This window comes from Streptomyces sp. NPDC031497, from assembly GCF_055580905.1.
In genome coordinates, this window is record NZ_JBVIKO010000001.1 from 123,738 (window position 1) to 141,453 (window position 17,716).

Sequence of the window (17,716 nt, forward strand, 5' to 3'; positions counted from 1 at the left end):
GGGTTTGTCGCGCAGTTCCCCGCGCCCCTATGGGGCGCTCCGGTCCCCGGCGTACTTGGCTCGCAGCTCGATCTTGCGGACCTTCCCCGACACCGTCATCGGGAAGTCGGCCAGGATCTGGATGCGGCTCGGTACCTTGTAGTGGGCCAGCCGGCCCTCGCAGAAGGCCCGCAGTTCCTCCAGGGTGAGCGGCTCCGCCGGGTCGTGCGGGATGACGCAGGCCAGGACCTCCTCGCCGTACCTCTCGTGCGGCACCCCGACCACCTGGACGTCACGGATCTTGGGGTGGGCGTAGAGGAACTCCTCGATCTCGCGCGGGTAGATGTTCTCGCCGCCCCGGATGATCATGTCCTTGATCCGGCCGACGATCTCGACGTACCCGTCGTCACGCATCATCGCCAGGTCGCCGGTGTGCATCCAGCGCCCGGCATCGACGGCCTCCGCGGTCTTCTCGGGCTCGTTCCAGTAGCCGAGCATCACGCTGTAGCCGCGCGTGCACAACTCACCCGCCACGCCACGGGGTTGGGTGACCCCGGTGGCCGGGTCGACGACCTTGACCTCAAGGTGCGGCAGCACCCGGCCGACCGTGCCGGTGCGGTGTTCCAGGTCGTCGTCGATACGGGTCTGCAGGGACACCGGGCTGGTCTCGGTCATGCCGTAGCAGATGGAGACCTCCGCCATGTGCATCTCCGCGACCACCCGCTTCATCACCTCGACCGGGCAGGGCGAGCCCGCCATGATTCCGGTGCGCAGCGTGGAGAGGTCGTACGAGGCGAAGCCGGGGAGGTTCAGCTCCGCGATGAACATGGTCGGGACGCCGTACAGCGAGGTGCAGCGCTCCGTCTGGACCGTCTCCAGGGTGGCCACGGGGTCGAAGGACGGGGCCGGGATCACGATGCAGGCACCGTGCGACGTGGCGGCCAGATTCCCCATAACCATGCCAAAACAGTGATAAAAGGGCACCGGGATGCAGATCCGGTCCTGCTCGGTGTAGGAGATCAACTCTCCGACGAAGTAACCGTTGTTGAGGATGTTGTGGTGGGAGAGGGTGGCGCCCTTCGGGAAGCCGGTCGTCCCCGAGGTGTACTGGATGTTGATGGGGTCGTCGCAGGACAGCTCACTCCTGCGGGTCCGGAACTCCTCGTACCGGTCGGGGGTTCCACGCCGGAGCAACGCTTCCCAGCTCGGATCCCCGATGTACACGGTCTCCCGCAGCTCCGGGCACCTGCCCCGCACGTCCTCCACCATCGCCCGGTAGTCGCTGCTCTTGTGGCTGAGCGAGGCGAACAGCAGGGAGATCCCCGCCTGGTTGAGGACGTACTCGACCTCATGGGTGCGGTAGGCCGGATTGATGTTCACCATGATCGCGCCGATCCGGGCGGTGGCGTACTGGACGAGCACCCACTCCGCGCAGTTGACCGCCCAGATGCCCACCCGGTCGCCCTTGGCGACCCCGCTCGCCAGCAGCGCGTACGCCAACCGGTCCACGTCCGCGGCGAATTCGCCGTACGTCCAGCGCCGCCCGGACGGCACGTCGACGAGTGCCTCGCGGTCCGGCCAGGCCCCGACGGCCCGGTCGAGGTTGGCGCCGATGGTGTCGCCGAGCAGCACGGTCCCGCTCGTGCCGTGCGTGTACGAGGTGCTCACCTGAAGTCCTCCTCGCGGTACTCGTCCGCGGACCCGGCCGCCGTGGCCTCACGCAGTTCGATCCGGCGGATCTTGCCGGAGACGGTCTTGGGCAGCGGCGCGAACTCCAGCCGCCGGACCCGCTTGTACGGCGCCAGGACCTGACGGGAGTGCTCGAAGAGCACCTTCGCGGTGTCCGGGCCCGGCTCCCAGCCCGCCGCGAGCACGATGTACGCCTTGGGCACGGCGAGCCGCAGTTCGTCCGGCGCCGGGACGACGGCCGCCTCGGCCACCGCCTCGTGTTCGAGGAGCGCGCTCTCCAGCTCGAACGGGCTGATCTTGTAGTCGGACGCCTTGAACACGTCGTCCGCGCGGCCGACGTAGGTGATGTAACCGTCCTCGTCCCGGGAGCCGATGTCACCGGTGCGGTAGTAGCCGCCGGCCATCGCCTCCGCCGTACGGTCCGCGTCCCCGTGGTAGCCGGTCATCAGGCCCACCGGCCGCGCCGACAGGTCGAGGGCGATCTCGCCCTCCGTCGCCCCCGGCGCGCCCGACACCGGGTCGAGCAGCTCGACGCGGTATCCGGGACTCGGACGGCCCATGGAGCCGGTCTTCAGCGGCTGTCCGGGGCTGTTGGAGACCTGCACGGCCGTCTCGGTCTGCCCGAACCCGTCCCGGATGGTGACGTGCCAGGCCCGCCGCACCTGCTCGATCACCTCGGGGTTGAGCGGCTCGCCTGCCGCCACCACCTCGCGGGGCGGGGTGCGCAGCTGCGTCAGATCGGCCTGGATCAGCATCCGCCACACCGTCGGCGGGGCGCAGAAGGAGGTCACCCCGTGCCGGTCCATCTCGGCCATCAGCCGGGCCGCGTCGAAGCGGCTGTAGTTGTGGATGAAGACGGTCGCCTCCGCGTTCCACGGCGCGAACAGGTTCGACCAGGCGTGCTTGGCCCAGCCTGGCGAGGAGATGTTCAGATGGACGTCGCCGGGCTTGAGGCCGATCCAGTACAGGGTGGCCAGATGGCCGATGGGGTACGAGGTGTGGGTGTGCTCGACCAGCTTGGGCCGGGCGGTGGTGCCCGAGGTGAAGTAGAGCATCAGCGGGTCGTCGGCGAGCGTCGGGCCGTCCGGCAGGAACTCGGCGGACGCCACGTACGCGTCCTCGTACGCCTCCCAGCCCTCCGCCGACCCGGCCACCGCGATCCGGGTGTACACCCCGGGCACCTCGGCGAACTTGGCGGCGTCCTCGGCTCGTGCGATGACGTGCTTCACCCGGCCCCGGTCGACGCGGTCGCGCAGGTCGGCCGGGCCGAGCAGCGGGGTGGCCGGGATGACGACGGCGCGCAGCTTCATCGCGGCCAGCGCGGTCTCCCACAGCTCGGCCTGGTTGCCGAGCATGACGAGGATGCGGTCCTCCGGCTCGACGCCCCGCGCCCGCAGATGGTTCGCGACCCGGTCGGAGCGCTCGGACAGCTCGGCGAAGGACAGCTTGGTCTCGGTGCCGTCCTCCTCGACGATGTGCAGGGCGGTGCGGTCGTTGCCCTCGGCGATGACGTCGAACCAGTCGAGCGCCCAGTTGAAGTGGTCCGGACGCGGCCACGCGAAGCCCTCGTAAGCGGTGGCATAGTCCGTCCGGTGTTCCAGCAGGAAGTCCCGTGCCCTGCGGAAGTCCTCCGTCGCACTCGTCATACGCGTCTCCTTCGGTACCGGACCATTGCCGGGCGGCTCTCTGGCATCGTGTAATCCGTGATACAGGTCTCACTACCCCCGAACGGGGGTGTGGGCAGCACGAGGCCGTGCCGAAGGGGCAGGACAGGTGGCAGCAGACGTCGCGGGGGCGGTGGAGATACGCGGTGCGCTGGCCAGACTCCGGCGCGCCACCGGGCTCCCGATCGCCTTCGGCGGGCTGGTCGACGCCGACCGGCCGCAGGTCCGGATCAGCGAGCTGACCGGCACCAACACGGCCGCCCTGCGCTCGCTCGCGGTCAGCTCCGGCAACGGCCTGGGCGGCAGAGCGGTCATGCTGGCCCGTCCGTGCGCGGTCACCGACTACTCCGTCTCCCGGCAGATCAGCCACGAGTACGACATCCCCGTGGCGGCCGAGGGCATCCGCTCGGTCCTCGCGGTGCCCGTGGTGGTACGGCGCCGGGTGCGGGGCGTGCTGTACGGCGCGCTGCGCACCGCCCAGCCGCTGGGCGACCGCACCCTGGGCGCGGCGGTGGCGGCGGCGCGGGACGTGGAGCAGGCGCTCGTCGTACGGGACGAGGCTCGTGGGCTGCTGGCGGCGGCGCGGCCGGAGCCCGCCGCCGTACCGGATCCGGGGGGCGCCTGGGAGCAGGTACGGGAGGCCCATGCCGCGCTGCGGGCGCTGGCCCCGCGGATCCCCGATCCCGCACTGCGCGCCGAACTGCTCGCCGCCTGCGGGCTGCTGAGCGCCCCGGCACCTGCGGCCGAGGGGACGCTGGCGCCCCGGGAGCTGGATGTGCTGGCCTGGGTGGCGGCCGGCGCGACCAACGCGGCGGTGGCCGAGCGGCTCGGGCTGCGGCCCGAGACGGTCAAGGGCTATCTGCGCTCGGCGATGCGGAAACTGGGCGCACACACCCGGGGGGAGGCGGTGTCGGCGGCTCGTCGGACGGGGTTGTTGCCGTAGCGGAGGGAACCCATTCCATTCATGCATGCGTGCTTTGAATTACCCGATGCAAGGCCGCTGTTATTTCCCTCACCATGCCGTCCGGCCGGATTTCAGGGTTCGTTGCCTAGAATTTGGCCCGAACACGACACACGAGGGGAGCGGTGACCGTGCGACGGGACTTCCAGGAGCCTGCCCGATGCCACCCCGACCTGGTCATCGGCCGGGCGGAGCTGCTCTCGGCCGCCCGCGAACAGCTCGCCTCGGGCGGCAGCGTGCTCCTGCACGGGCCCGCCGGAATAGGGAAATCGACCGTCCTGGGGGCCTTGGACGCCGAATACGCCGGCGCCGCCCGCACCGTGTTGCGCTGCTCGGCCACCGAGTCCGAATCCCATCTTCCGTTTCTGGCCCTCGCCGACCTCTTCGGGCTGGTCCTCGACGAGGTCGCGCCCCGGCTGCCCGGCGCCCAGCGCACCGCCCTGGAGTCGGCACTCACCGGCCGCGGCGAGTCCACCCTCCAGCGCGACGGCCTCGCCCTGCGCCTCGCGGTGCTGTCGGCGCTGCGCGCGCTGGCCGCCGAGGGCCCCGTACTGATCGTCGCCGACGACCTCCAGTGGCTGGATCCGGCCAGCGCCGAACTCCTCGGCTTCGCCGCCCGCCGCCTCGGCGGCACCCCGGTCCAGCTGCTCTGCGCGGTCCGCACGGAGGGCCAGGAGTACGACCGCCACCTACGCGCGTCACCCCCGGACACCGTCGCCGTCCGCCTCGGCCCGCTCACCCGCGGGCAGGTCGCCGACCTCCTCGACCACCGCGGTCACGCGGCGCTGACCCGGGCCGCGGTCCGGGAGATCCACCGCACGAGCGGCGGCAACCCGCTGTTCGCCCTGGAGCTGGGCCGCGCCCTCGCCGAGAACCCCACCCCGCCCCGGCCCGGCGAGCCGCTGCCGGTGCCGACCTCGCTGCGCGCCCTGGTGCTGACCCGCCTGGACATGCTCTCCGTCGAGGCCCGCCGCACCCTCCTGGTGGCCAGCGCCGGCGCCCGGCCCACCCACGCCCTGCTGCACGCGGCCGGCCGCGAGAACGCCGAGGCCGAGTGCGCCCAGGCGGCCGAACTGGGGCTGCTGGCCACCGAACCGGAGGGCCCGGCCGTACGCTTCGCCCACCCCCTCATCTCCGCCGCGCTGTACGCCGAGGCACCCGCCCAGGAGCGCCGCGCCGCGCACGCGGCGCTGTCCACGGCCGCCTCCGACCCGATCGAGCGGGCCCGGCATCTGGCCCTGGCCGCCACCGGCACCGACCCGGAGGTGGCCGCCCGGCTCGCCGAGGCCGCGACCCAGGCCCGGGACCGGGGAGCGCCCTCGGTGGCCGCGCAGCTCGGCCTGCTCGCCGCCCGGCACACCCCCGGCGACAACAGACCCGGCCCGGACGAGCGCCGGCTGCTGGCAGCCGAGGACGCGATCAGCGCCGGCGAGGTCGACCTCGCCCAGGACATCGCCCGTGAGGTGCTCACCCGCGCCACCCGGCCCGCCGACCGGGTACGGGCCTGGATCCTGGTCATCGACTCCGCCGGCCACACCATGACCGAGGTCGACGCGGCCTTCCCGCACGCCCTCGCCGACGCCGGCGACGACCCACGGCTGCTCGGCCTGGTCCACTACCAGCTGGCCTGGCGAGCCCTGATCGTGGAGGGCGACTTCACCGAGGCCCGGCAGGCGGCCGCGCACTCCGCCGACCTCGCGGCCCGCGGCGACGACCGGCGCACCGAGCTGCTCGCGCTGTCCCTGCAGGCCCAGGTCGAAACCCTGATGGGCCATCCGGCCGCGCCCGCCACCATCAAGCGCGCCCTGAAGGAGCCGCAGGACCCGAACGTGTCGTGCCATCACAACGGGGCCGGCAGCGCCCGGTTCCGCTGGCTGGTGATGGGCGACCAGCTGGCCGACGCCCGGGCCACGGTCACCGCGCTGCTGCGCGAGGTGCGCCGGCGCGGCCAGGTGGAGAGCGAGGTGCACTTCCTGCGCGGGCTCGCCGAGACCGAGCTGCGCTCCGGGCACTGCGGCCGGGCCCTCGACCTGGCCCGGGAGGGCCTGCACCTCGCCCACGACTGCGGGATCGGCGAGACCGCCTCCGCGATGCTCACCTCACTGGCCGAGGCCTCCGGCGGTGACGTGGACCGGGGCCTCGCGCTGGCCCGGGAGGCCGTGGACCACGCCGAGCAGGACGGCGACACCATGTATCTGTCCCGGGCTCTCGGCGCCCTCGGATACGCCCAGTTGGTGGCAGGCGACCCGGCGGGCACCGTACGCTCGCTGCGCCGGGTGCGGGAGCTGGAACAGAGCCTCGGCATCACCGACCCGGCACGCGGCCGCTGGCAGGGCGACCTGGCCGAGGCGCTGGTCCGGGTGGGTGAGACGGCCGAGGCACAGGACGTCATCGACAGCACCCGGGAACCCGCCCTCAGACTCGGCCGGGAGAGCGTGCTCGCCGTGCTCGACCGGGCGGAGGCGCTCGTCCGGGCGGCGCACGGGGACCACGAGGCGGCCGTCGCCCAGCTGACCTCGGCTCAGGACCGGTTCGCCAAACTGGGTTACGGCCTGGAGGAGGCCCGGGCCGCGTTCGCCCTGGCATCGCTGCGCGAGCGGCGCTCCCCCACGGCGTACGACGAGGCCACCCGGCTGTTCCGGCGGTGCCGGGCGCTGCCCTGGCTGCGCCAGGTGGACGAGGCCGTCTCGGCCCCCGAGTCCGAGCCCGAACCGGCGGTCGGGGCACCGGCCGAGCCGGCCGCCGCCCTGGAGGGGCTGGCCGCGATGGAGCGTCAGGTCGCCGCGCTGGTCATGGAGGGCGCCACCAACCGGGAGATCGCCGCCCGGCTGTTCATCAGCGTCAAGACGGTGGAGGCGACGCTCACCCGGGTCTACCGCAAGCTGGGCATCCGATCGCGCGTGGACATAGTCCGTTTGGCGGCAGGGCGGCGCGCGAAGTGAGAGCGCTCCCGGTTAACTGAGGCGGACCGAGGGTTTTCCCTCCCCCATCCCCCTAGGGGGTTCCCTCATTGGGAGGGTGGGGTTCCGGGTTCTAGCTTATGGATGTGCCGCTCGCCCGGGCATACGGGGGTCGGTCCCGCGACCCCCGTGCACCCCCACACCCGCGCGACCCCCCACCGGCAACCCCCACTGAGGAGACTCATGTTCGGGCTCAACCGCGCCAGAAAGACCGCCGCCGTCCTGGCGGCGACGGCTGCCGCCGCAGCGACCGCGCTGATCGCGTCCCCCACCGCGTCAGCCGCCCCCCAGCCGATCGTCGGCGGCACGACGACCACGACCACCGCGTACCCGTTCATGATGCAGATCACGGACGCGTCCGGCAGCCAGTTCTGCGGCGGCACCCTGGTGTCGGCCACCAAGGTGGTGACCGCCGCCCACTGTATGGAGGGCGAGACCACCAGCAGCGTCCGCGTGGTCGGCGGCCGCACGAACCTGAACGGCACCAACGGCACGGTCAGCCGGGTCAGCAAGATCTGGATCAACCCGGACTACACGGACGCCACCAACGGCGACGACGTGTCGGTCCTCACCCTCTCGACGGCGATGTCGTACACCCCGGCGTCGTACGTCAGCTCCTCCCAGACCAGCGTGTACGCGGCCGGCACCACGGCCCGCATCCTCGGCTGGGGCACCACCTCGGAGAACGGCAGCTCCTCCAACCAGCTGCGGACCGCGACCGTCCCGATCGTGTCCGACACCAGCTGCAAGAGCTCCTACGGTTCGGACTTCGTCCAGACCGACATGGTTTGCGCCGGATACACATCCGGCGGCGTAGACACCTGCCAGGGCGACAGCGGCGGTCCCCTGCTCATCGGGGGCGTCCTGGCAGGGATCACTTCCTGGGGAGAGGGGTGCGCGGAGGCCGGTTACCCGGGTGTCTACACCCGGCTGACCACCTTCTCGAACCTGGTGACCACACAGGTCAACTCGTAACCAGAAGACCTCCTGAGCCTCCCTCAGGTGCGTGACCAGGGGGCGTTGCGGGCTACCACGAGCAGCCCGCAACGCCCCCTATCCATGTCCCGGTCCGGCTGCTCGTCGGCGGTGAGCCCGGCCGCCTCGCCCCAGCTGTACGCCGGGATCTCGACGAGGTGGCCGATCTGCCGCAGTTCCATGGCCCCTGCTTCAGACGCCCCGTTCGCGCGTGCTCCGAACGAGTGGCGCGGGAGGCGTCATGACGATCGGGCCGAGCGGACCGGACCGAGAGATCACCGGGCTACGACGGTCCCGAACCGGACGTCGTACGACGTCGCGGGGTGCAGGGTGGCCAGCATCCGCTCGCCCTCGTCCAGCACGGCCGCCCGCTGGGCCCGGCTCAGCGGGCCGAAGGGCTCGATGACCAGGGCGTCGTCCACCGGCTTCCACACGCCGGCCAGAAAGCCGTCCACGAGCAGGGTGCGGTGGGGCTGGTTGCCCTGCCAGAGGCGGCCCCGGTGCTCGGGCGGGACGACCCGGGTGCGGTCGGCGTGCGCGAGGAGGAGGTTGTCGTACTCGGGGAGGAAGCGCGGCGGGGCGGGCGTCCCGGGGTCGGGGCGGGGTGCGTCGGGCAGGTCGAGGAGTTCGACGCCGTTCTCGTCCCGGAAGGTGAGGAGGCGGGGCCGGAGCCGTTCGAAGACCTCGCGCATCCGGGTGAGTCCGGCCCAGGTCTGCATGTCCTTGACGGAGGCCGGGCCGAAGGCGGCGAGATAGCGCAGCACGGTGTCGTCCGGTGCCGGGGCCGGTGCGGCGGGGCGGCCCAGCCAGTGCTCGGCGGTGGTGAGGGCGACCTGCCCGGACCGGCCCCACAGGCCGCGCGGGGGGACCTGGACGAGGGGCAGGGTGCAGCGGGCGGCGACGGCCAGGGACTGCGGGTCGGCGTCGGGCCACTCGGCGAGGAGGGCCTGGCGCAGTTCGGCCATGGTGCGCGGTTCGGCCTCGACCAGGTCACGGGCGAGTGCGGCGAGCCGGTCCAGGTCGACGCCGGTCAGGCCCTTGCGGAAGGCGGTCAGCTCGCGGTCCCGGGCGGGCTGCACGAGCGGGCGCAGGGTGCGGGCGTCGTCGGCGGTGTGGGTGTGGATGGTCGACCGCAGGGTGACGATCCGGACGACCTCCCGGTCCGCCATCAGCCGCGAGAGCCGCTCGGGGTCGAAGCCGTCGAGGCGGGCGGCGAGGGCGTAGTACGGCGGCTTCACGTTCTGCGCCTGGAGGCCGACGAGATGCGCCACGGCCTCCTTCACCGACCGGGGTGAGCGGCGCAGCAGCATCTGACGGTCGAGGGTGGCACGGTTGAGGGCACGGGTGCCGAGGACCGGGCCGGGGGACGTCTTCGCCATATCGCGCACGCTAACGCCCGTCGCGGACAGATCCTGTCCGCTTCTCTCACCGAATCCCGTCCTTGATTCCCTCCGCCGGGCCTGTATGCCCCGTATATCCTGCACCAAGACCCACTGATCACGCCTGACCACGCCTGACCACGTCCGATCACCACGATCACACAGATCACGCCGATGCAGTCCCCATCGAGAGGCGGCCGCGATGTCCGAGCGACGCCCCAGCCCGGTCTCGAAGAACTCCGGGAACGGCAGGAACGGCCGGAGCACCAGACGGTCCGTCTGGCGCCGCGCCCTGCCGCCGGAACAGGACACGGCCGAGCTGCCGGAGCCGGAGTCCGCGTCCGCGGCGGGGCCGGGCGACCCGCTGAGCGTCGTGGAGGCGGCGCTGTACCGCGACGGGGTGCGGGTGGCGACGCCGGCGACCCTGGCGGAGACGTACCGCGAACTGCGCGACCAGCCCGCGGGGATGGCGTGGATCGGCCTGGCCCGCCCCACCTCGGACGAACTCCTCTCCCTGGCCGCCGAGTTCGACCTGCATCCGCTCGCGGTCGAGGACGCGATGGAGGCACACCAGCGCCCGAAGCTGGAGCGGTACGGCGACACGCTCTTCGTGGTCCTGCGCGCTGCCCGCTATCTGGACGCGCCGGAGGAGGTGGACTTCGCCGAGTTGCACGTCTTCGTGGGCCCGGACTTCGTGATCACGGTCCGGCACGGCGCGGCACCGGATCTCTCGGCGGTCCGCCACCGCATGGAGGACAGCCCCGACCTGCTCAAACTCGGCCCCGAGGCAGTCCTCTACGCCATACTCGACGCGGTGGTCGACGGCTACGCCCCGGTCGTCGAGGGCGTCCAGAACGACATCGACGAGATCGAGACGGAGGTCTTCCGCGGCGACCCGGAAGTCTCCCGCCGTATCTACGAACTCTCCCGCGAGATGGTCGAGTTCCAGCGCGCCACCCGCCCCCTGGTCGGCATGCTGCACAGCCTGATCGCCGGTTTCGCCAAGTACGAGACGGACGAGGAACTCCAGCGCTACCTCCGCGACGTCGCCGACCACGTCACCCACATCAGCGAACGCGTGGACGGCTTCCGCCAGGCCCTCACGGAGATCCTCACGGTCAACGCGACCCTGGTCACCCAGCAACAGAACGCGGAGATGCGAGCGTTGGCGGAGGCAGGCTTCGAACAGAACGAGGAGATCAAGAAGATCTCTTCTTGGGCGGCCATTTTGTTCGCTCCGACGCTGGTCGGGACGATCTACGGGATGAACTTCAGAGAGATGCCGGAGTTGCACTGGGTGTTGGGTTACCCCTTTGCAATCATCCTGATGGCGATCGTATGCACCAGTTTGTACTTCATTTTCAAACGGAAAGACTGGCTCTGAGTAACCGGTCGCCCAGGGCCTGCGTCAAGGCGTCACGGGGGCGTCCGTGACCGCCGGAAGCGCCGTCCGGAGCCGCTGGGGAGAATCTGGGGAGAATCCCGCGCTGCTTCCGGCTGGCGCTCCCCAGCCTCAGGCCCACTCGCCCCGACCGAGGCTTCCTCATTGCCGTGGCAAGGTGCTCATTCCACACGGAGAGTAACCAGTACCGGGATCGAGGGGCCGGCAGGGAAATTCAGTCGAGAAGGTCACGGTGGGCTGCGACTCTGGCTGGATGCTGTTCAAGCTGACCGGGTCCAGTTGTTCGGGCAAGACGACACTCGCCCGGTCGGTGGCCGACCGGCTCCAGCAGGTCGCCGTGCACGACTTCGACGAGGTCGGTGTGCCGGAGCGGGCCGATCGCCAGTGGCGACACCGCATGACCGAACACTGGGTGCGTCGCGCACTGGCATATCAGAGCCGCGGGATCGACCTGCTGCTGACGGGACAGTCCCCGCTGGGTGAGGTCCTGGCCGCTCCCTCCGCGCCGCTGCTGGACGGGATCGCGGACTGCCTGATCGACGTCGCCGACGGAGTCCGGCGCGAGCGGCTCGCCGTACGTGACGCCGGCCGATGGGATGCCGACGCTGTCGATGCCTTCCTCGGCTGGGCCGCCTGGCACCGCGGGCATGCCCACGACCCCCGCCATCGGCCGGACGTCGTCACGAACGGCAGTTGGTCGGACATGGTCTGGCACCGCTGGACGGGGTGGACCGCCGAGGATCCACGATGGTGCACCCACCTGCTCGACACCACCGACCAGCCCCTCGGGAAGTCCGTCGACCAGGTACAGCGATGGGTGACCGAACAACGCGACGCACACCGCACCGGCCAGCTGCCCCTGAGCCACGGCTGGCCCGACAAGTAGAACCTCCCCGCTGGCCGGCTCACTGATCGTTTCAGAACGCGCTCCGTAGCCGCCTCAAGCAGATGATGGCGCAGGCGAGTTGGAGGAGTGCGTGGTGTAGGTCGGCGCGCATCTCGTAGCGGATGCGTAGGCGTTTGAACTGGTGCAGCCACGCGAACGCGCGTTCTACGACCCAGCGGGTCTTGCCCAGGCCGGAGCCGTGCGGGGCGCCGCGCTGAGCGATCTTCGGGACGATACCGCGGGCCCACACAAGTCGGCGGTACTTGCGGAAGTCGTAGCCTCGGTCGGCGTACAGGCGCTTCGGCTTGTGGCGGGGACGGCCGCGCAGGCCCCGGATACGCGGAATCGCATCCAAGAGCGGGATGAGCTGGGTGACGTCGTGCCGGTTGCCGCCGGTCAGCGAGACGGCGAGCGGGGTGCCGTGGCGGTCGACGATCACATGGTGCTTGCTGCCCGGGCGGCTGCGGTCGACTGGTTAAGGCCCGATGTGAGCCCCCCTTTGAGGGCCCTGACGTGTGAGCCGTCGATCGCGCAGTCGTTCATGTCCAGCAGGCTGGCATGTCGCAGCTCGACGAGCAGGGCCTCGTGCAGGCGGGGCCATACCCCCGCCTCCGTCCAGTCTCGTAGTCGCCGCCAGCAGGTGACCCCGGAGCAGCCGATCCGTCCGCCCAGGACACGCCCTTGCGCAGGACATACACGATCCCGGCCAGCGCAGTTCGGGCGTCGACTGGCTTGCGTCCGGGAAACCGGTGCCGCCGCGGCGGCCGGGCCGGGATTAGCGGGGCTATCCGCTCCCATCGGTCGTTGGGCACAAGATCGCTGTTCACACGGGAAGCGTGCCAGAACAAAGCAGTTGAGGAGGGCGGATGGGCCCGGCACACTCGCCCGATGAGCGACAGCACAACATCGGGCAGCTGGGACGGACCCTGGTACCGCGTCCACACCGAGCAGTTCGAGGCCGCGTTCCTGCCGAATGCCGGCGAGGACGTGGAGGCCGTCGACAACGTCGATGTCTTCGTGGATCTCAAGGACGGCTCCCGGTGGAGCGCGACCATCATCACCCTGGCTCAGGTCGAGACCCTCATGAGTCGATGGGCCACCAGCGGGGAATCCCTCGCAGGCCGCTACTTCTGGTGCTCGGATGGGCTCATCGTCCGTGACGCCGGCATCAGCAACATGACCCAGGTCCTCGCCGGTCTGATCGATACCGGCGAGTTCACCCAGGTCCTTCAACTCCTGGACGACTGAAGGCCGTCCGGCCAGCCCGTCCCATTCCGAAACGATCAGTTAGTGCTCTCCCCCCCCGTTACCGTTTTCGTGGCTCCGCAATGGGGCCTCCGGCCTTCGGGTCCGGCATGACTTCCCCCTCCTGTCGTTGATGATCCGGGGGGTGGTGTCACCGGGCCCGGAGGCATCGACGGACCGCTGATGAGGGGCTTGGGCACCGGCTTCACCCGAGACCGGAGAGCTCTCCGTAACGTGGATGTGGCAGTTCGGTGCCCTGGCAGGGCCGGATGCAAGCGTGATGGAGGGGCCTGCACGTGCTCGACACCGGGAACATCGACGTCTTCCTCGGCCTGGACGTCGGCAAGGGCGAACACCACGCCACCGCCGTCACCGCGGCCGGGAAGAAGGCGTTCGACAAGCGCCTGCCCAACACCGAGCCCAAGCTCCGCGAGCTGTTCGCGAAACTCCAGGCCAAGCACGGAACGGCGCTGGTCGTCGTCGATCAGCCGGCCTTGATCGGAGCTCTGCCGCTGGCGGTCGCCCGGGACATGGGCTGCCCGGTCGCCTACCTGCCCGGGCTGACGATGCGGCGGATCGCCGACCTCTACCCGGGCGAGGCCAAGACCGACGCGAGGGACGCGTTCATCATCGCCGACGCCGCCCGCGCCATGCCCCACACGCTCCGGGCGATCGACAGTGAGGACGAGACGATCGCCGAACTGGAGGTGATCGCGGGCTTCGACGACGACCTGGCCGGCGAGGCCACCCGGGTCGCCAACCGGCTGCACGGCCTACTAACCCAGATCCATCCCTCGCTGGAACGTGTCCTGGGACCGCGGTTGCAGCACCCGGCCGTGCTCACACTGCTGCAACGGTTCGGGTCCCCAGCCCGGATCCGCAAGGCCGGCCGCCGAAGGCTGGTCACCCTGCTGCGACCGCAGGCCCCGCGGATGGCCGAACGGCTGGTCGATGAGCTCTTCGCCGCGCTGGACGAGCAGACCGTGACGGTCCCGGGAACCGAAGCGGCCGCGCTGATCCTCCCGAGCCTGGCCGCCTCACTCACAGCAGTCCTTGACCAGCGCAGGCTGCTGGCCGGGCGGATCGAGGAACTGCTGGCTGCTCACCCTCTTTCGAAGGTCCTGATGTCGATGCCGGGAGTTGGCGTCAGGACCGCAGCCCGCATCCTGATCGAGGTCGGTGACGGCAGCACGTTCCCGACCGCCGGCCACCTCGCCGCCTACGCCGGCCTCGCCCCGGCGACCCGGAGCTCGGGCTCCTCGATCCGCGGCGAACAACCGTCCCGGAGAGGAAAGAAGCAGCTCAAACGGGCTTCTTCCTCTCGGCGTTCGCTGCCCTGAGCGACCCGGTGTCCCGGGCCTACTACGACAAGAAGATCGCCCAGGGAAAGCACCACACCCAGGCCCTGCTCTGCCTCGCCCGACGTCGGGCCGACGTCCTTTTCGCCATGCTCCGCGACGGCACCTTCTACGAACCCCAGACATCAGTCGCAGTCAGCTGACCAGCGGCTCTGCGAGGAGCACGACTCGATCAGCCTCGACATCGAAGCCCAGCATCGGATGGCCATAGCCGCCCTCCGGATCCATCAGCACCGGCTTACCCACCCGCCGTCCGATCTCCCGAAGGAAGCCGCAGAACACATCAAGTCGCTCCTGACCCTGCAACTCCCGCACGTCGACATCGAAATCGACTTCATCGTCGGCATAGAAACGGAAGATCGCCAGGACATCGGCAGTGGGCCAGACCCGCAGATTCGGGCACTCAGCGTCAGCCGGACGCGACAGCACGACCTCCGCCCGAGGCACCGAAAGCACCGTCTCGCCTTCCGAGTACTCGCACTGCCAGCCCCGTTCCGCGACAAGATCGAGGACAGCCTGCCAGTCCTCCACCGAGGCACCAGGGACACGCACGTCCGGCAGCGACCCCACCAGGTCCGGATCGAAGAAGCACTTCACGTCATCCCACAGCAGATCAGCCACCCCGCCATGCTGCCCGGCACCCCGACCCAGCGCACCCCCGTTTCCCTTGACCAAAGACATAGGGGCACCCCCCGTGAGTGTCACCAGCTCCGGGATCCTGCCGCTGAAGGGCGGAACAGCCAACACTAAGGCCGCGTCGTGGAGAATGGGTCCGATCGAGCCCCGAGGGAGGACCGAGGGGTACCGGGATGCACGGGCGAAGGCGGCATGGATTCCTTTGAGCTGGGGCGGCTGACAGACCACGACTTCGAGGAGGTGTGCCGGGACCTGTTCGCGGAGCTCCTGGGCGTGCCGCTGGAGATCTTTCCGCGCGGCCGGGACCGGGGCGTCGACCTGCGCCATGACCCGGAAGGCGGTCCTTGCACGATTGTCCAGTGCAAGCATTGGTACCGCAGCGGCCGCGCGAAACTCCTGGCCCACCTGACCGACGAGGAGGTCCCCAAGGTCGCCGCTCTAAAGCCGGACCGCTATGTTCTCGCCACCACCGTCGGGTTGACCGTCGACGCCAAGGAGAAGCTGCGCGCCGCCTTCGCCCCTCACATCCGGTCCACCGAGGACATCCACGGCGTGGATGACATCGTGGCCGCCCTGCGGGAGCGACCGCAGCTGGTGGAGCGGCACTTCCGGCTCTGGCTCAGCGGTACGGCGGCACTTGGCGCGCTGCTACACAAGGGCCCGCTGTTGCGCTCCGACTGGCTGCGGCGCGAGCTGGCGAAGGTGGCCCAGACGTTCGTCCCGCACGAGGGCTTCGCGCGTGCCCGGCAGCTTCTCGACGAGCAGCACGTGTGCATCGTGACCGGCATCCCCGGTGCCGGGAAGACCACAGTCGCGCGCATGCTCGCCGCCTGGCGGATGGGCCACGGCTGGGAGGTGCACGAGGTCAGCCAGGACATCGACGAGGTCACAGAACTCTGGCGCGACGACGTGCCCCAACTCTTTCTCTACGACGACTTCCTGGGCCAGACCACGCTGCTGCCCCAGTTCGGCAAGAACGAGGACACGCGCCTGCTGTCCGTGATGCGCGCGATACGAGACGCGCCAGACAAGGCCTTGGTCATGACGACCCGCGACTACATCCTGGAGGAGGCCCGCCGCAAGCACGATCGGCTGGCCGCCGAAGATGTACGGGACGCTCTCACCGGCATTCGCCTCACCGACCTGGACCTGCTGACCCGCGGGCGGATCCTCTACAACCACGTCCACCGCTCGGCTCTCGAACCGGGACAGAAACGGCAGTTCGCCGCTCGCGACGCCTGGCTGCCCGTGGTTAGCCACCGCAACTTCAGCCCGCGCCTGATCGAGGAGACTCTGCGCATCGACCTGAAGCGCGAACCGGACGTCGCCACCGCCATGGTCGCCAACCTGGACAATCCCCGGCGGATATGGGAACGCATCGTCGAGAACGAACTCACTGACGAAGCCGTGCACTTGCTGGAGATCCTCTTCACGTACGAGTCCGTCGAACTCGTCGAACTGGAGGAGACTTGGACCTGGTATCGCAAGGAATTGGACCGAGAGGCGGACGGCCGCCGCTTCCGTCACGCGCTTCAGGTGCTCGACGGAACCATGCTCGTCATCGACGAAGGTGCCGTCTCCTTCCATAACCCGTCGATTGCCGACTACATCCGCTTCCACCTCAACGCCGGCCGGGGGCAGTTGGGTGCACTGCTCGCCTCCTGCGGCGATATGCGGCAGGTCGAACGCCTTGTGGATGCCGGACGGTTGGCAGACGGCGGCGGCATTCTCGCACAACTGATAGAGCTCAAGCAGGCGTTGACCTCCGCGGTACTCGGGGCAGAGGACACCGTGGATGACAACGGAGAGGACCACCTTGAGTGGGCCCTCGACACCGCGGAGACCATCGGCTCCTCGTCACTGGCGGACTACGTGGCGCAACGGGCCCTGGAACTGCCGCGGTGGTCGGAGAACACGAAGGATCTGCTCCGGCTCGCAGACTCGCTGGACGGCAGCCGACTGATTACGCAGGAGGTCTCCGCCGAGTTCCGCGCCCTGGTCGACGAACATGTCAGCAGCCAGATCTCGGAGCGTGTGGCCGCCGGCTGGGTCGAGGTGAACAACTGGTATGCGTATCTTGGCGAGCCGATCGGATGGTTCGCCGAGGGAACGCTGCTGGACGACATGGTGGAGTGCGCCTTGGAGAAACTGCGTGAACTCGCCGCCGACCCCGGGGACCTCGGCGAGACCAGCATCGGCTACCTCGAAGCGCTGCTGAGCTTCCTTGCCGACAACGATGCCCACCTGCTGCACGATGAGGAGTTCCGGGCCGTCGACCGGGTGCGGGAGCAGCTAACCCAGGCGCGGGAGGCTGCATGGCGCTCCCTGGCGGAGCGCTCACCGGACCGAGGCCGACCGGTCAAGCTGCCACCCGACCCCCGTCGTGAGCAGGCCGTCGTCGCGGAGTTCATGAGCGGCCTCGGCAACGCGGCGTCGGACGGCGCGGGCTGAGCAGTTCCCCTCCCACGTCCGTCACACCCCTGCCCCACTAACAGGTCGTTGCAACACCAGCCTCTGAGGGTGTTGCGATGACCAAGCCACGCCGGAAGGGCCGTTTCGCGACGTCAAGGCCACTCGACAGT

12 protein-coding genes and 2 pseudogenes are annotated in these 17,716 nt (G+C 70.1%); 8 read left to right on the plus strand and 6 right to left on the minus strand.

All coding sequences use genetic code 11. The annotated features are described in order from the left end of the window. Positions 1-27 precede the first annotated feature (27 nt). Together ACZ5K7_RS00650 and ACZ5K7_RS00655 are read right to left on the minus strand one after the other, a co-directional pair. Positions 28-1,647, minus strand: coding sequence for an AMP-binding protein (locus ACZ5K7_RS00650; RefSeq protein WP_468908850.1), 1,620 nt, complete (start codon positions 1,645-1,647; stop codon positions 28-30). After that, on the minus strand, positions 1,644-3,314 hold the full coding sequence (locus tag ACZ5K7_RS00655; RefSeq protein ID WP_468908853.1) for an AMP-binding protein: 1,671 nt from the start codon (positions 3,312-3,314) through the stop codon (positions 1,644-1,646). Before ACZ5K7_RS00655 ends, ACZ5K7_RS00650 begins: the two co-directional genes overlap by 4 nt. A 127-nt stretch (positions 3,315-3,441) precedes the next feature. Between ACZ5K7_RS00655 and ACZ5K7_RS00660 the strand changes: the two genes are divergently transcribed. From ACZ5K7_RS00660 to ACZ5K7_RS00670, 3 genes are all read left to right on the plus strand, one after another. Then, a complete protein-coding gene (locus ACZ5K7_RS00660; protein ID WP_468908855.1) occupies positions 3,442-4,275 on the plus strand; it encodes a helix-turn-helix transcriptional regulator in 834 nt (277 codons plus the stop codon). A gap of 143 nt (positions 4,276-4,418) precedes the next feature. Beyond that, positions 4,419-7,235, plus strand: a complete 2,817-nt coding sequence (locus ACZ5K7_RS00665) for a helix-turn-helix transcriptional regulator (RefSeq protein ID WP_351697928.1) — start codon at positions 4,419-4,421, stop codon at positions 7,233-7,235. Between the two features lie 201 nt (positions 7,236-7,436). Then, a complete protein-coding gene (locus ACZ5K7_RS00670; protein WP_351697926.1) occupies positions 7,437-8,228 on the plus strand; it encodes a S1 family peptidase in 792 nt (263 codons plus the stop codon). Between the two features lie 23 nt (positions 8,229-8,251). On the opposite strand, the gene ACZ5K7_RS00675 is transcribed toward ACZ5K7_RS00670, so the two are convergent. Continuing rightward, positions 8,252-8,410 (minus strand): hypothetical protein, encoded by a 159-nt coding sequence (locus tag ACZ5K7_RS00675; RefSeq protein WP_468908857.1) that lies wholly within the window; start codon positions 8,408-8,410, stop codon positions 8,252-8,254. 93 nt (positions 8,411-8,503) lie between these two features. After that, positions 8,504-9,607 (minus strand): winged helix DNA-binding domain-containing protein, encoded by a 1,104-nt coding sequence (locus ACZ5K7_RS00680; protein ID WP_468908859.1) that lies wholly within the window; start codon positions 9,605-9,607, stop codon positions 8,504-8,506. Between the two features lie 202 nt (positions 9,608-9,809). Here ACZ5K7_RS00680 and ACZ5K7_RS00685 point away from each other — a divergent pair, with 202 nt between their 5' ends. Together ACZ5K7_RS00685 and ACZ5K7_RS00690 are read left to right on the plus strand one after the other, a co-directional pair. Continuing rightward, positions 9,810-10,991: a magnesium and cobalt transport protein CorA gene (locus tag ACZ5K7_RS00685; RefSeq protein ID WP_468908861.1), complete on the plus strand. Its 1,182-nt coding sequence runs from the start codon at positions 9,810-9,812 to the stop codon at positions 10,989-10,991. Between the two features lie 271 nt (positions 10,992-11,262). Then, positions 11,263-11,895 carry a hypothetical protein gene (locus tag ACZ5K7_RS00690; protein WP_468908864.1) on the plus strand — a complete coding sequence of 211 codons (633 nt, stop codon included), beginning with the start codon at positions 11,263-11,265 and terminating at the stop codon, positions 11,893-11,895. Between the two features lie 31 nt (positions 11,896-11,926). Here ACZ5K7_RS00690 and ACZ5K7_RS00695 read toward each other — a convergent pair. Then, positions 11,927-12,722, minus strand: a pseudogene (locus ACZ5K7_RS00695) (IS5 family transposase). A 61-nt stretch (positions 12,723-12,783) separates the two neighbouring features. On the opposite strand from ACZ5K7_RS00695, the gene ACZ5K7_RS00700 reads away from it, so the two are divergent. Together ACZ5K7_RS00700 and ACZ5K7_RS00705 are read left to right on the plus strand one after the other, a co-directional pair. Beyond that, positions 12,784-13,143, plus strand: coding sequence for a hypothetical protein (locus tag ACZ5K7_RS00700; protein ID WP_468908867.1), 360 nt, complete (start codon positions 12,784-12,786; stop codon positions 13,141-13,143). A 293-nt stretch (positions 13,144-13,436) separates the two neighbouring features. Further along, a pseudogene (locus tag ACZ5K7_RS00705) lies at positions 13,437-14,641 on the plus strand (IS110 family RNA-guided transposase). Here ACZ5K7_RS00705 and ACZ5K7_RS00710 read toward each other — a convergent pair. After that, entirely contained in the window at positions 14,634-15,119 is a 486-nt protein-coding gene (locus ACZ5K7_RS00710) for a hypothetical protein (RefSeq protein ID WP_468908870.1), read from the minus strand. The pseudogene ACZ5K7_RS00705 and the gene ACZ5K7_RS00710 overlap by 8 nt on opposite strands. Before the next feature lie 207 nt (positions 15,120-15,326). On the opposite strand from ACZ5K7_RS00710, the gene ACZ5K7_RS00715 reads away from it, so the two are divergent. Further along, on the plus strand, positions 15,327-17,585 hold the full coding sequence (locus ACZ5K7_RS00715) for an nSTAND3 domain-containing NTPase (RefSeq protein ID WP_468908872.1): 2,259 nt from the start codon (positions 15,327-15,329) through the stop codon (positions 17,583-17,585). Positions 17,586-17,716 lie beyond the last annotated feature (131 nt).

Excerpts from the sequence above, each read along its gene's own strand:
- ACZ5K7_RS00715 (WP_468908872.1), top strand. The coding sequence starts at position 15,327 with ATGGATTCCTTTGAGCTGGGGCGGCTGACAGACCACGACTTCGAGGAG.
- ACZ5K7_RS00690 (WP_468908864.1), top strand. The coding sequence starts at position 11,263 with ATGCTGTTCAAGCTGACCGGGTCCAGTTGTTCGGGCAAGACGACACTC.
- ACZ5K7_RS00655 (WP_468908853.1), bottom strand. The coding sequence starts at position 3,314 with ATGACGAGTGCGACGGAGGACTTCCGCAGGGCACGGGACTTCCTGCTG.
- ACZ5K7_RS00675 (WP_468908857.1), bottom strand. The coding sequence starts at position 8,410 with ATGGAACTGCGGCAGATCGGCCACCTCGTCGAGATCCCGGCGTACAGC.
- ACZ5K7_RS00680 (WP_468908859.1), bottom strand. The coding sequence starts at position 9,607 with ATGGCGAAGACGTCCCCCGGCCCGGTCCTCGGCACCCGTGCCCTCAAC.
- ACZ5K7_RS00685 (WP_468908861.1), top strand. The coding sequence starts at position 9,810 with ATGTCCGAGCGACGCCCCAGCCCGGTCTCGAAGAACTCCGGGAACGGC.
- ACZ5K7_RS00670 (WP_351697926.1), top strand. The coding sequence starts at position 7,437 with ATGTTCGGGCTCAACCGCGCCAGAAAGACCGCCGCCGTCCTGGCGGCG.
- ACZ5K7_RS00700 (WP_468908867.1), top strand. The coding sequence starts at position 12,784 with ATGAGCGACAGCACAACATCGGGCAGCTGGGACGGACCCTGGTACCGC.